Annotated in this window: 11 protein-coding genes; 6 read left to right on the plus strand and 5 right to left on the minus strand. The window is 67.7% G+C overall.

What is annotated here, in order from left to right; genetic code table 11:
- Positions 1-104 precede the first annotated feature (104 nt).
- Entirely contained in the window at positions 105-1,664 is a 1,560-nt protein-coding gene (locus AB0L57_RS01880) for a carboxylesterase family protein (RefSeq protein WP_364955515.1), read from the plus strand.
- 25 nt (positions 1,665-1,689) lie between these two features.
- On the opposite strand, the gene meaB is transcribed toward AB0L57_RS01880, so the two are convergent.
- The 3 genes from meaB to AB0L57_RS01895 form a co-directional block, all read right to left on the minus strand.
- Positions 1,690-2,715 carry a methylmalonyl Co-A mutase-associated GTPase MeaB gene (meaB, locus tag AB0L57_RS01885; RefSeq protein ID WP_364957237.1) on the minus strand — a complete coding sequence of 342 codons (1,026 nt, stop codon included), beginning with the start codon at positions 2,713-2,715 and terminating at the stop codon, positions 1,690-1,692.
- A 101-nt stretch (positions 2,716-2,816) separates the two neighbouring features.
- Entirely contained in the window at positions 2,817-5,078 is a 2,262-nt protein-coding gene (gene scpA / locus AB0L57_RS01890; protein WP_364955518.1) for a methylmalonyl-CoA mutase, read from the minus strand.
- On the minus strand, positions 5,078-6,937 hold the full coding sequence (locus tag AB0L57_RS01895) for a methylmalonyl-CoA mutase family protein (RefSeq protein WP_364955521.1): 1,860 nt from the start codon (positions 6,935-6,937) through the stop codon (positions 5,078-5,080). Before AB0L57_RS01895 ends, scpA begins: the two co-directional genes overlap by 1 nt.
- 266 nt (positions 6,938-7,203) lie before the next feature.
- On the opposite strand from AB0L57_RS01895, the gene AB0L57_RS01900 reads away from it, so the two are divergent.
- Complete coding sequence (locus AB0L57_RS01900; RefSeq protein ID WP_364957240.1) at positions 7,204-7,893, plus strand: TVP38/TMEM64 family protein; 690 nt, start codon at positions 7,204-7,206, stop codon at positions 7,891-7,893.
- 23 nt (positions 7,894-7,916) lie between these two features.
- Here the strand turns inward: AB0L57_RS01900 and AB0L57_RS01905 are convergent, their stop codons facing one another.
- Entirely contained in the window at positions 7,917-8,345 is a 429-nt protein-coding gene (locus AB0L57_RS01905; RefSeq protein ID WP_364955523.1) for a hypothetical protein, read from the minus strand.
- Positions 8,346-8,651: 306 nt separating this feature from the next.
- On the opposite strand from AB0L57_RS01905, the gene AB0L57_RS01910 reads away from it, so the two are divergent.
- Genes AB0L57_RS01910 through AB0L57_RS01925 form a run of 4 tightly spaced genes read left to right on the plus strand, consistent with a single transcriptional unit; the run spans position 8,652 to position 12,819 of the window.
- Positions 8,652-9,731 carry an ABC transporter substrate-binding protein gene (locus AB0L57_RS01910; RefSeq protein WP_364955526.1) on the plus strand — a complete coding sequence of 360 codons (1,080 nt, stop codon included), beginning with the start codon at positions 8,652-8,654 and terminating at the stop codon, positions 9,729-9,731.
- Complete coding sequence (locus tag AB0L57_RS01915; RefSeq protein ID WP_364955529.1) at positions 9,728-10,561, plus strand: ABC transporter ATP-binding protein; 834 nt, start codon at positions 9,728-9,730, stop codon at positions 10,559-10,561. The genes AB0L57_RS01910 and AB0L57_RS01915 overlap by 4 nt, the downstream gene beginning before the upstream one ends.
- A 4-nt stretch (positions 10,562-10,565) precedes the next feature.
- A complete protein-coding gene (locus AB0L57_RS01920) occupies positions 10,566-11,444 on the plus strand; it encodes an ABC transporter permease (RefSeq protein ID WP_364955532.1) in 879 nt (292 codons plus the stop codon).
- A gap of 31 nt (positions 11,445-11,475) precedes the next feature.
- Complete coding sequence (locus AB0L57_RS01925; RefSeq protein ID WP_364955535.1) at positions 11,476-12,819, plus strand: LLM class flavin-dependent oxidoreductase; 1,344 nt, start codon at positions 11,476-11,478, stop codon at positions 12,817-12,819.
- Positions 12,820-12,903: 84 nt separating this feature from the next.
- On the opposite strand, the gene AB0L57_RS01930 is transcribed toward AB0L57_RS01925, so the two are convergent.
- Positions 12,904-13,239 (minus strand): transglycosylase family protein, encoded by a 336-nt coding sequence (locus tag AB0L57_RS01930; RefSeq protein WP_364955537.1) that lies wholly within the window; start codon positions 13,237-13,239, stop codon positions 12,904-12,906.
- Positions 13,240-13,318: the final 79 nt, after the last annotated feature.

A 13,318-nucleotide genomic window follows, 5' to 3' on the forward strand; every position in this document is an offset into this window, starting at 1 on the left:
GAGTATCCCGGCGCCCCGCACGCATTCCTCACACTGTCGGGTGTGGTCGCACAGGCGCACGCCGCGCGGGACGACATCGCCGCGTTCCTGCGAATCTCGCTGTCGTGAACCGCCGGGCATTTCTGCGCGGACTGACCGCGGCCTCCACACTCCCGTTCGCCACCGGTTGCACCGAGGGCGAGGCGGATTCGGTCGTCGCGACCGGTTCCGGACAGGTGCGTGGCAGCGTGCGCGCGGGGGTCCACACCTTCCGTGGTGTGCCGTATGCCGCGCCGCCACAGGGGACGGGCCGGTATCTTCCGCCGCGCCCGGTCGAGCCGTGGACCGGTGTGCGCGACGCCATCGCACCGGGTCCCACGCCGCCGCAACCGCCGACCCCGCCGCCGCTCGACTTCTTCGCACCGCCGATCGCGGGCACGGACTATCTCAACCTCGACATCTGGACGCCCGGCCCCGGTGCGGCGCGGCTGCCGGTGCTGGTGTGGATCTTCGGCGGCGGCTTCGACACCGGGACTACGGGCCTCTACGACGGGACCGCCTTCGCGCGCGACGGCGTGGTGTTCGTCGCGATGAACTACCGGCTCGGCGCCGAAGGATTCCTGTTTCTCGACGACGGGGTGGCGAATGTCGCTCTGCTGGATCAGATCTCGGCACTGGAATGGGTGCGCGACAATATCGCCGCCTTCGGTGGCGACCCCGGCAACGTGACGGTCGCCGGGCAATCCGCCGGAGCGATGGCCATCGGCACCCTGCTCACGATGCCGCGCGCCGAAGGATTGTTCCAGCGGGCGATCATGGAGAGCGGAGCGGGCAACCTTTGTTACTCCACCGGCACTGCCCGCGAGATCGGGCAGCGCCTCGTCGACAAGCTGGGTGTGGCCGCCACCCGGGACGCGGTCGCGACCGTCGGCGTCGAACGAGTGCTGGCCGCGCAGACCGCGGTGATGAAGGATCTGGCACGGCAACCGGATCCGCAGCGATGGGGCGGTGAACCGGGGTGCCGGATCAACATGTGGCGGCCCACGGTCGACGGCACCGTTCTGCCTGCGATTCCCCTCGACGCCGTCGCAGCCGGTGCCGGTGCACGGGTGGAGGTGTTGCTCGGGCACAACAGCGAGGAGGGACGGCTGTCGCTGGTGCCCTTCCGCAGCCTCGACTCGGTCTCCGAGACGGAACTGGCTACCGCGATGGCGCTGTACCGGCTACCCGTCGACCGGGCACTGGCCGCCTACCGCACCGCGTATCCGGGGGCGAGCCCCGGCGCGCTGCTGGCGATCCTGCAGGCCGATTGGTTCTACACCGTCCCGGGCCTCCGGTTGGCCGATGCCCGGGCCCAGGCACCGGCAGCCACCTACATGTACGAATTCACCTGGCGCTCGCCCCAGTTCGATGGCCAGCTCGGATCATGCCATTTCCTGGAGGTACCGTTCGCCTTCGACCAACTCGGTGATCCGCGCATGCACTGGATCACCGGACCGACCCCACCGCAGCAACTGGCCGATCTGGTGCACGGCGCCTGGGTGCAGTTCGCGGCCACCGGCCGGGTGAACTGGCCGCGATACACCCCGGCCCGCAGGACCACCAAACGATGGGACCTGCCGCCCGCGGTCGTGGACGACCCGTACCCGGTCCGGACGCTGTGGGACGGTATAGCCCTCACCTGATCGCCGGCCGAGCCGGCTGTGGCCGCTACCCCTCGTCGAAGGCGCGCAGCAATTCCTCGGCGGCGAGCGCGGGGGTCAGCGAACCGTCACGGATCTGCTTTTCGACCTGGGCGCGAATGGATCTCACGCCCGGATTGTCGGCCAGCCGCCGCAGCAGGTTGTCGTGCACCATGGTCCAGGTCCAGTCGACCTGCTGACGCCGGCGCTTCTCCGCGAACTCCCCCGCTTCGGTCAGCACCCGGCGGTGTTCGAGCACGGTGTCCCAGAAGGTGTCCAGACCACTCCCGTTGAGCCCGCTCATGGTGAGTACCGGTGAGCGCCACAGCGATTCGCGCGGATGGATCAGCCGCATCGCACCCTGCAGCTCTCGCGCGGCGGCCCGCGCCTCGATTTCGTGGCGGCCGTCGGCCTTGTTGACGGCCACCAGATCCGCCAGCTCCAGCACACCTTTCTTGATGCCCTGCAACTGATCTCCGGTGCGAGCCAGGGTGAGGAAGCAGAAGACGTCGACCATGTTCGCGACGGTCACCTCGGACTGGCCGACACCGACGGTCTCCACCAGGATCACGTCGTAGCCCGCCGCCTCCAGCAGCACGATGGTCTCCCGGGTCGCCTTGGCGACACCGCCGAGGGTGCCGGCCGTCGGCGACGGACGGATATAGGCGTCGCGCTCGACCGACAACCGCGCCATGCGGGTCTTGTCCCCCAGGATCGAGCCGCCGGTGCGGGTCGAGGACGGATCCACCGCCAGCACCGCCACCCGGTGGCCCTGACCGATCAGATACATCCCGAGCGCGTCGATGAAGGTCGACTTACCCACCCCGGGCACGCCGGTGATGCCGACCCGGTTGGACGCGACCGCAGCGCCGGCGTCGGACAACTCCAGCAGCAAACGTTGCGCGGCCTCGCGATGGTCGGCCCGGGTGGATTCGACGAGGGTGATCGCCCGCGCGAGTGCGGCACGCTGGTTCCCGCGGATCGAGGTGGCCAGCGCCGCGATATCGATCTCACGCCTGCCGGACGGCCCGCCCCCGCGTTCCGGGCCCGCCATCCGCAGTGGTGGTGGCATTCCGCGCTCGGTCGACAATGCCTGGGTGCCGGGCAACTCGGCCCCGGCGGACGCGGCGCCCGCCGGGGTCAGGTCGGCGTCGCTCACTGTGCCTCGGCTTGTCCGCCGATCTCGTGCCCGAGTTCGGCCGCCAACTTCTGCAGCAGGCCGATCGCGGCATCGGCGATCACGGTGCCGGGCGGGAAGATGGCCGCGGCGCCCGCGGCGTACAACTCGTCGAAGTCACCGGGCGGGATCACACCGCCGACGATGACCATGATGTCGGGGCGCCCGACATCGGCCAGCGCCTGCCGCAGGGCCGGCACCAGCGTGAGGTGCCCGGCCGCCAGCGACGACACACCGACGATGTGCACGTCGTTGTCGGCCGCCTGCTGCGCCACCTCTTCCGGGGTCTGGAACAGCGGGCCCACATCGACGTCCATACCCAGATCGGCGAAGGCGGTAGCGATGACCTTCTGCCCGCGATCGTGACCGTCCTGGCCCATCTTCGCGACCAGGATGCGGGGACGACGCCCCTCGGCCTCGGCGAACTCCTCCACCAGCTCGATCGCCTTGCTGATGTTGGTCACCTTGCCGGCCTCCTCCCGGTAGACGCCCGACAGTGTACGGATCTCGGCCTGATGGCGGCCGTACACCTTCTCCAGCGCGTCGGAGATCTCACCGACGGTGGCCTTGGCGCGGGCGGCGTCGATGGCCAGGGCGAGCAGGTTGTTGCCCATGCCGCCCTCGGAAGAGGCCGCGGCACGGGTCAATTCGCCCAGTGCCCGCTCGACCTCGGCGCTGTCGCGTTCGGCACGCAGCCGTTGCAGCTTCTCGTTCTGCTCGGCCCGCACCCGCGAGTTCTCGACCTTGAGGACCTCGATCTCCTGGTCCTCTTGCACCTGGTACTTGTTGACGCCGATCACCGGCTGCGCGCCGGTGTCGATGCGCGCCTGGGTGCGTGCGGCGGCCTCTTCGATGCGCAGCTTCGGGATGCCCTCCGAAATCGCCTGCGCCATACCGCCGTGGGCCTCGACCTCGGCGATGTGGGCCCGCGCGCGCTCGGCCAGCTGATGGGTCAGCCACTCGACGTAGTACGAGCCGCCCCACGGGTCGATCGGGCGGGTCGTACCCGATTCCTGCTGTAGCAGCAGCTGGGTGTTGCGGGCGATGCGCGCGGAGAAGTCGGTGGGCAGCGCCAGCGCCTCGTCGAGGGCGTTGGTGTGCAACGACTGGGTGTGGCCCTGCGTCGCGGCCATCGCCTCGACACAGGTGCGCGCGACATTGTTGAACACGTCCTGCGCGGTCAGCGACCAGCCCGAGGTCTGCGAGTGCGTACGCAGCGACAGCGATTTCTGGTTCTTGGGCTCGAATTTCGAGACCAGTTCATTCCACAACAACCGCCCGGCGCGCAGTTTGGCGACCTCCATGAAGAAGTTCATGCCGATCGCCCAGAAGAACGACAGCCGCGGCGCGAACTTGTCGATCTCCATTCCCGCGTCCAGACCGGCGCGGAGGTACTCCACACCGTCGGCGAGGGTGTAGGCCAGCTCCAGATCGGCGGTCGCACCCGCCTCCTGGATGTGATAACCCGAGATCGAGATCGAGTTGAACTTCGGCATCTTCGCGCTGGTGTAGGCGAAGATGTCGGAGATGATCCGCATCGACGGCTTCGGCGGATAGATGTAGGTGTTGCGGACCATGAACTCTTTCAGAATGTCGTTCTGAATGGTTCCGGCCAGCTGTTCGGGCTTGACGCCCTGTTCCTCGGCGGCCACGACGTACAGTGCCAGGATCGGCAGCACCGCACCGTTCATGGTCATCGACACCGAAACCTGGTCCAGCGGAATCTGATCGAACAGTTCCCGCATGTCGAGGATGGAGTCGATGGCGACACCGGCCATACCGACGTCACCGGTGACGCGCGGGTGATCGGAGTCGTAGCCGCGGTGGGTGGCCAGGTCGAAGGCGACCGACAGGCCCTTCTGACCGGACTGCAGGTTGCGGCGGTAGAAGGCGTTGGAATCGGCCGCGGTCGAGAAGCCCGCGTACTGGCGGATGGTCCACGGCTGATTCACATACATCGTCGGGTACGGTCCGCGCAGGAACGGGGCCACACCGGGCACGCTGTCGAGTGGATAGCCCTGCTCGGCAACGGCATCGCGGTCGGCCCTGGTGTAGACCGGAGCGACGTCGATGCCCTCGGGCGTGGGCCACACCAGCTGTTCGGGCGCGTAGTTGTTGGCCGACGCGGATTCGGCGACGAATGCCGTCACCTCGTCGGCGTCCACCTGCGCGGCCGCTGGATCGCCCAGCGGTATCTCGGCGAAGCTGCCGATCACGTCGTTCACATCGCGAGTAGTCATTACGCTCCCAGCTTCTCGAGCAGGCCGGACAGGGTCGCCACCGCGTCCATACGGGCCGTGAGGAATCCATCGGGCCGCTGGGTGCCGGTGACCTCGGCCACCGCCTTCTCCGGCCCCGCCAGCAACACCGTGGTCACTCCGGAGTCACGCAGCCGCTCCACCGCGGCCGCGGCCTCGGTGGCGTAGCGCGAATCGGCTCCACAGAGCACCGCCAGGGTCGCGGCGGATTCGGTTGCGGCCGCACCGATTCCGGAGATCTCCAGGGCGCCGGGATTGACGGTCTCGATACCGCCGGAGGCGAGTACGTTCGCCGTGAAGGTGACCCGCACGTTGTGCTCGGCCACCGGTCCCAGCGGCACCAGCAGTGCACGCGGGCGGCTGCCGTGAGCTGCCAGATATGCGTCCGAACGGTCCCGCAGCTGTTCGAAGGCCGCACCGTAGCGAGCCACCGGCACCGTCGACCGCGCCGCCTCCGACAGCGGCTCCTCGGCGAGGTTCGGGAATTCGTTCACACCCGTGACCGCGGTGCGGCGATGCGCGATATCGGATTCCCGGCGCGCCTTCGTCTCGGCGATACGCTCGCCCAGCAGTCCGGATTCCAGAGCGGCACGGTATCCGCCGGCGCGCTCGATGTCCTGCATGAACCCCCACGCCGCGGCCGCCACCTCCGCGGTCAGGCTCTCCACGTGCCAGGAGCCCGCACCCGGGTCCTGCACATGCCCCAGATGCGATTCCTCGAGCAGCAGCAACTGGGTGTTGCGTGCCATGCGCTCGGAGAAGGGCTGCGACACACCGAGTTCCCCGGCGGGCAGGGCCGCGTCGAAGGGCAGCACGGTGACCAGATCGGCGCCACCGACGCCTGCGCCGAACGCCGCCAGGGTGGTACGCAGCATGTTCACCCACGGATCGCGGCGACTCAGCATCGCCTCGGAGGTGACCGCGTGTTGCGGCGCGTTCCCGAATTCGGGCGCGCCGACCCGCTCGGCCACTCGCGCCCACAGCCGCCGTGCGGCACGGAATTTCGCGATGGTCTCGAACTGATCGTCGGTCGCGGCGAAGCGGAAACTCACCTGGTCCAGCGCATCGGAGGTGTCGAGTCCGGCATCGGTGAGCAGCCGCAGGTACTCCAGGCCCGCCGCGACGGCGGCGCCGATCTCCTGTGCGTCGGAGGCACCGGCATCATGGAACACGGTGCCGGAGACGGTGATCGCCCGCACCGACTCGGTCCGACCGGCCGCGGTGCGGGCCAGCGCGATGGCATCGTCGGCGCCGATATCCGGCAGTGCGGCGAAGTCGCTGGTCAGTGGAGACGCACCCAGGAACACGCGGATATCGGAGCGGTCGGCCACCTGGTAGCCGTCCAGCACCGACAGCACCCGCTCGGCGGCCGCCGTGGTGTCGGGCCCGGCCTGCACCGTCAGCGGCGCCAGCTCGAACAGCAGTCCGCGCAGCGCGGCCGGCACGGCATCGACGGCCACGCCGTCCGCACCCACCCGCAGCCACACGGCGCTCACGCCGTTGTCCAACCCGGCCAGGATCTCCTGGTTCACCGCCGCGGGATCCGCACCGCCGAAACGAGCGCTGACATACCAGCCCCGATGCACGTCCCGGGTGGCGTCGTTCCCCCGGACGAACGGGAACCGGCCCGGCAGCGGCTGCTCGGGCAGCTCATCACGCCGGGTGTACAGCGGGGCGATGGTCACGCCGTCGTAGTTGGTGACCTCGAGCAGGCGCTCGGGCTCGTCTCCGAGTTCGGACGCATCCACCTTGCGGGATTTGGCCAGTACTCCGGCCACACCCTTACGCCATGCGGCGTATCCAGGCACGGTGTCCGCACCTGGATCTGAACCGATCGGCATCGCTGCTGTACCTCTTCCACTCGACTGGCGATAATCCACCTGTACCGGAATCCGCTGTCCAACCCAACTCTTCGCAGGGTCTTCGCAACCGGCTGTGTGCCCGCTTCACAGCGCACCCGATAGGCGATATCGGCAGGTCAACACGCATTTTGGTTAACGATCATTCCTCAACCTTCATTTGATGCTAGCCCGGCATTCGCAGGCTCTTCGCACAGCCTCGCCCTACCTACCGGTAACCTGTCGCGGTGGCGAGGACGAGAGAAGTGGTGGTGCGGCTGCTTCGCAATCGACGAGTCGTGATGCTGCTGGTGCTCGCCGCCGCGCTCGCCGCGGTCGCGGTACTCGCTCCGCATCCGGCCCCGCAACAGATTCGCGACTGGGCCGATTCGGTCGGCCCGATCTTCCCGCTGGTCTTCTTCCTGGTCCACGCCATCGTCACCGTCGCGCCGTTCCCGCGCACCGTATTCACGCTCAGCGCCGGACTGCTGTTCGGTCCGATTCTCGGAGTCACCCTCGCCGTGGCCGCGACGACGGTGAGCGCCATCGTGGCACTGCTGCTGGTCCGCGCCCTGGACCGGGACCAGGTCGCGGCCCGGCTGAACCATCCCGCGGTCCGCGCGGTGGACCGGCGACTGGCCCGGCGCGGCTGGCTCGCCGTGGGATCGCTGCGATTGATCGCCCCCGTGCCGTTCTCGGTGATCAACTACTGTGCCGGACTGTCCTCGGTACGCATGGTGCCGTATCTGCTCGCGACACTCATCGGCATCATTCCCGGCACGGTGGGCGTGGTCGTCCTCGGCGACGCCCTCACCGGGCGGACCGATCCCGGGCTGCTCGTACTGTCCGGGGTCTGCATCACCATCGGCGTGATCGGCCTGATCGTCGACGCGCGGTGGGGCGCAGACCAGTTCACCGAGACGGCGACCGCGACAGAACCGGAACCCGCGGCACGCTGACCGCGGCGACAGCGCAACCGCCGCTACAGCCCGGCCGAGCCGTCTTCGCTCGGCAAGCCCTCGGCCGCGCGGAACATATCCGCGATCCGAACGAGATAGTCCAGATTCTCCGCGGTCAACACGGCGGCGATACTGGTCAATTCCCGCAGCGATTCGTCACGTAACCGCCCGACGATCGTCCCGTCACCGGCTCCGGTCGGCAGCAGTCCGTGCACGAGAAATTCCCCGTCCATTCCGAACACTTCACTCAGCCCGCGCACCAGGTCCCAGGACGGATTCCCGCGTTTGCCGCTGCGCAGTTGCGAGAGATAGGGCTTGGAGACCCGATGCCCGGCCGCGGTCAGCCGGTCCGCCACAACGGAATTCGACAGGCGTTCGCCGTTCGCGCACTCCCATCGGTCGAACAGGACATTGAGCCGGACCGCAAACTCCTCACCGGAGGAATACCGCACGCCGCATCACTCCTTCTCTCCGCAGTCGACGCCGGCCGCACCGAACCGGCTCCCCACCGATACACCGTGCACCGCAGCACATTTCGCCCCACGGCGACTTCGGGCCGCCAGGCCCGCGCACCGGCCCCGCGGCGCGCAACGGAGTCTATCGGGTCCGGACAGCTCACCCGGACAGAACACACCGATGGGTCCGCTCACTTGCGGAGGCGAATCCGCTCTCCCTGCGCACAACCATTGCCGCAGGTGCACGGGCGGACCAGAGTGCGACATAACGAAATTCGTTTCGAAGAACTGAAAGAACCAGCCATGTTGTCGTTCGGACGACCCCGGATCACGCACATCCTCGCCGCCGTCTCGGCCCTGCCCGTGCTCGTCGCACTCGCCTCCGGATGCTCGAATTCGGGCCCCGGCACGACCGCCGACGGCAAAACCATCCTCCGCTATCAGGGCCAGACCGGCACGGTCAGCCCCGTCGAACTCGCCGCTGACCTCGGCTACTTCGCCGCCATCGAGTTGAAGTGGGTGGGCGATACCACCAGCGGCCCGGCCAACATCCAGGCCGCCACCACAAAACAGATCGAATTCGGCAGCGCTTTCAACGGTGCGGTCGTCAAGCTGGTCGCGGGCGGTGCGCCGGTGACTTCGGTGCTGAGTTCCTACGGCGCCGACGACCTCAGCTTCACCGGCTATTACGTCCGTGACGATTCCGGCATCACGACCGCCCGGGATCTGATCGGCAAGAAGGTCGGCGTCAACACCCTCGGCGCGCATCATGAATTCGTCACCCGCCAGTGGTTGCACGATCAGGGCCTCACCGATGGCGAGATCGAGCAGGTCCAACTGGTGGTGCTGCCGCCCGTCAATACCGAACAGGCCCTGCGGGAGAAACAGATCGATATCGCGGCACTGAGCGGACCATTGCAGGACATCGCGCTCGCCCACGGCGGCATTCATCCGCTCTACACCGACAAGGGATTGTTCGGCCAGTTCGACTACGGCACCTACGTTTTCCGCAAGGACTACATCCAAGGCCACAAGGATGCGGTAGCCGACTTCGTCCAGGGCACCGCCCGCGCCACCCGCTGGTTGCAGACCACCCCGCACGACCGGGTGGTGGCACGGCTGGCCGACATCATCGGCAAGCGCGGCCGCAACGAGAACACGACGCTGCTCAACTCCTACAAATCCGCCGGCATCCCGGTGCCCGGCGCGGTGATCGAGGACCGCGAAGTGCAGATCTGGATCGACTGGCTGGTCCGCAACGGTGAACTGCCCGCCGGGAAGCTGGCCGCCGAGGACATCTACACCAACGAGTTCAATCCCTACGCCAACGGGCAATACCCGCCAGGCAGCGGGCCGACCGGAGAGGCGGTAGCCGCCAAATGAGTGACACGGCAGTCAAACTCGCGCTCGACGGAGTGCGCAAGGAATTCGCCGGCCGGGGTGCCGCGATTGCGTTCACCGCTCTCGAAGACATCACCGTCGACGTACGGGACGGGGAATTCCTGGTCCTGGTCGGCCCCAGCGGTTCGGGTAAATCCACGCTGCTCGATCTACTGGGCGGGCTCACCCGCCCCAGCCGCGGGCAGATCCTGCTCGACGGCCGACCGGTCACCGGCCCGGGACTGGACCGCGGCATCGTCTTCCAGCAGTACGCACTGCTGCCCTGGCGCTGCGCGCGTGGCAACATCGAATTCGGACTGGAGGCCAAGCGAATTCGCCGGCGCAGGCGCCGCGACATCGCCGAGCAGTATCTGGATCTCGTCGGCCTCACCGGATTCGGCGACCGCTACCCGCACGAATTGTCCGGTGGCATGAAACAGCGTGTCGCGATCGCGCGCAGCCTCGCCTTCGATCCCGAAGTGCTGCTCATGGACGAGCCGTTCGCCGCGCTCGACGCACAGACCCGCGAATCGCTGCAGGACGAATTGCTGCGTATCTGGCGCACCACCGGCAAGACCATTCTGTTCATCACCCACGACATCGACGAAGCGGTCCATCTGGGCCAGCGGGTAGCCGTACTCACGTCGAGGCCGGGGCGCATCAAAGCGGTCGTCGACATCGATCTCGACCGCGACGCCGATCCGAACGCCGACATCCGCTCGAGCGAGCGCTTCAGCGAGATCCGGCACCACATCTGGTCACTGCTGCACGACGAGGTGACCCGCGCCCAGGGCCTGGAGCAAGCCGATCTCGCAGCCACCGACAGGAGGTAAGACCATGGCCACCGCATTGCCCACCACCGCCGAACGCGCACCGGTATCCGAGAAGTCGACCGTTGCGGCCACGGTCCGGCGCACCGACGCCGCCGGCCGGGGCTTGATCGTCCTGACCGGTCGCTGGGCGTGGCGACTGCTCAAGCCGGCTGTGGTCATCGCCCTGTTCCTGGCCTTCTGGGAGTTCGCTCCCCGGCTGGGACTGGTCGACCAGATCTTCCTGCCGCCGTTCTCCACCGTGGTGCAACGAGCCGCTGAGCTCATCCGCAACGGCCAGCTCTGGGACAACACCTCCGCGAGTCTGGGCCGGTCCCTGTTCGGCTTCGCGATCGCGGTGGTCCTCGCCGTACCAGCCGGAGTCGCGATCGCCTGGTACAAGCCGATCGCCGACTTCCTCAATCCGCTGCTGGAGCTGTTCCGCAATACCGCCGCGCTGGCGCTGTTGCCGGTCTTCATCCTCATCCTGGGAATCGGTGAGACCTCCAAGGTCGCGATCGTGGTCTACGCCGGATTCTTCCCGATCCTGCTCAATACCATCAGCGGTGTCCGGTCGGTGGACCCTCTGCTCATCAAATCGGCGGTGTCACTGGGCTTCTCACCCCTGCGCCTGTTCCAGAAGGTGATTCTGCCGGCCGCGGTCCCCACCATCTTCACCGGGATCCGGATGGCGGCCTCCGCCTCCATCCTGGTCCTCATCGCCACCGAGATGGCCGGTGCACGAGCCGGTCTCGGTTACCTCATCACCGCGGCCCAGCAGAATTTCCAGATTCCCGACATGTATGTCGGCATCCTCGCCATCGCTGTCGTGGGTCTGGGGTACAACGCCGTTCTCGTGGCCATCGAGCGCCGTCTCACGCGCTGGCGCCCCGAGTCGGATCGCTGAAGCACTTCCCCGGAAAGGACGTCGACGACCGATGTCGCCCTCACCGAAAACCTTTCATCTCAACGCCTTCCTGATGGGCGTCGGCCACCACGAGGCGGCCTGGCGCCATCCCCGCACCGACGAGCGAGGGGTCCTGGATGTCGAGCACTTCCAGGAGCTGGGCCGGATCGCGGAGCGCGGCAAACTGGATTCGGTCTTCTTCGCCGATGGATTGGCGGTGGGCCCGCGAATTCAGCGCAACACACTCGCGGTATTCGAACCCGTCACCCTACTGTCGGCCATCGCCGCCACGACCCAGCACATCGGCCTGATTGCCACCGCGTCGACCACATATAACGAGCCTTTCAATCTGGCACGGAAATTCGCCTCACTCGATCACATCAGCGGCGGGCGCGCCGGGTGGAACATAGTCACCTCGGGCACCGTCGACGAGGCCTTCAATTTCGGCTACGACGCGATACCCGAACATGCTCGCAGATATGAGCGCGCCACCGAATTCGTCGATGTCGCACTGCAATTGTGGGACAGCTGGGAGTCCTCGGCGATCGTGCTCGACCCGGAGGCCGGGGTCTTCGCCGATCCGGACCGGGTGCACACCATCGACTACGCCGGCGACCGTTTCCGGGTCCGGGGGCCATTGAACTCGCCGCGCGGCCCGCAGGGGCGGCCACTGCTCGTGCAGGCCGGATCTTCGGAGAGCGGAAGGGAATTCGCGGCCCGTTACGCGGAGGCGGTGTTCACCGCCCAGCGCAGCCTCGCCGAGGGACAACGTTTCTACCGTGACCTGAAATCGCGGATGCCGAAGTACGGCCGCGGCCCCGACGAATTGAAGGTACTGCCCGGTCTGGTGCCCTACATCGCCGAGACCACCGCCGAGGCGCTGGCACTGGAACAGGAGTTCACCGACCTCATCTCACCCGATTACGCACTGCGCCAATTGTCCACCCAGCTCGGCATCGATCTGACCGGCCATCCCCTCGACGCACCGCTACCCCCGCTCCCGGACGAAACCGACATCGAGGGCGGCAAGTCCCGGTTCACACTGATCAAGGAGCTGGCGGCCGGCGAGCAGCTCACCGTGCGCGAGCTGATCGGCAAGCTCGGCGGCGGTCGCGGTCACCGCAGCTTCGCCGGCACCCCGGAGCAGATCGCCGACGAGCTGCAGAGCTGGTTCGAGGCGGGCGCGGCCGACGGCTTCAACATCATGCCGCCGTATCTGCCCGGCGGGCTGACCGACTTCGTCGACCACGTGGTGCCGATCCTGCAGGAACGCGGCATCTTCCGTACCGAATACACCACCGACACCCTGCGCGGGCACTACGGGTTGTCGCCGGTGGAGAGCCGATTCGCCACCGAGCGCCCGGTCAGCGCCTGATCCGATACGCAGACAGGGCCCACCCGAATGTTGCGGGTGGGCCCTGTCGAAGAGCTGATGCGGCACGTGCCGCACGGAAAACCCTTACAGGTTCGCGCCGCAGACCGGCCAGGCGCCGGGGCCCTGGCTGTCGAGCACGTTCTCCGCGACGCGGATCTGCTCGGCACGGCTGGCGTTGGACGGGCTGCCGCTGCCGCCGTTGGCCTCCCAGGTGCTCTGGGTGAACTGCAGGCCACCGTAGAATCCGTTGCCGGTGTCGGCGCCCCAGTTGCCGCTGGCCTCGCACTGCGCCACGGCGTCCCAGTCGTGGCCGCCGTCCGCAGACGCGGTAGCGGTCAGGCCGAAGGGGACGGCGACGATGGCGCCGGCGACGGCGGCGAAGCCGAGAGCGCGAGTGCTGAACTTCCGGTTACGAGACATATGAGCATTCCTGCCTGCGCCCATCCGGCCCGACGGTGACGATCGCGGGTCCCTGTCCCCAGGTGTGTCGGGGTCGATC

This window comes from Nocardia sp. NPDC052254 (assembly GCF_040679495.1).
GTDB lineage: Bacteria > Actinomycetota > Actinomycetes > Mycobacteriales > Mycobacteriaceae > Nocardia.

Coding starts and splice junctions, on each gene's coding strand:
- meaB (WP_364957237.1), bottom strand. CDS start 2,715: ATGGCGGGCCCGGAACGCGGGGGCGGGCCGTCCGGCAGGCGTGAGATC.
- scpA (WP_364955518.1), bottom strand. CDS start 5,078: ATGACTACTCGCGATGTGAACGACGTGATCGGCAGCTTCGCCGAGATA.
- AB0L57_RS01895 (WP_364955521.1), bottom strand. CDS start 6,937: ATGCCGATCGGTTCAGATCCAGGTGCGGACACCGTGCCTGGATACGCC.
- AB0L57_RS01910 (WP_364955526.1), top strand. CDS start 8,652: ATGTTGTCGTTCGGACGACCCCGGATCACGCACATCCTCGCCGCCGTC.
- AB0L57_RS01915 (WP_364955529.1), top strand. CDS start 9,728: ATGAGTGACACGGCAGTCAAACTCGCGCTCGACGGAGTGCGCAAGGAA.
- AB0L57_RS01920 (WP_364955532.1), top strand. CDS start 10,566: ATGGCCACCGCATTGCCCACCACCGCCGAACGCGCACCGGTATCCGAG.
- AB0L57_RS01925 (WP_364955535.1), top strand. CDS start 11,476: ATGTCGCCCTCACCGAAAACCTTTCATCTCAACGCCTTCCTGATGGGC.
- AB0L57_RS01930 (WP_364955537.1), bottom strand. CDS start 13,239: ATGTCTCGTAACCGGAAGTTCAGCACTCGCGCTCTCGGCTTCGCCGCC.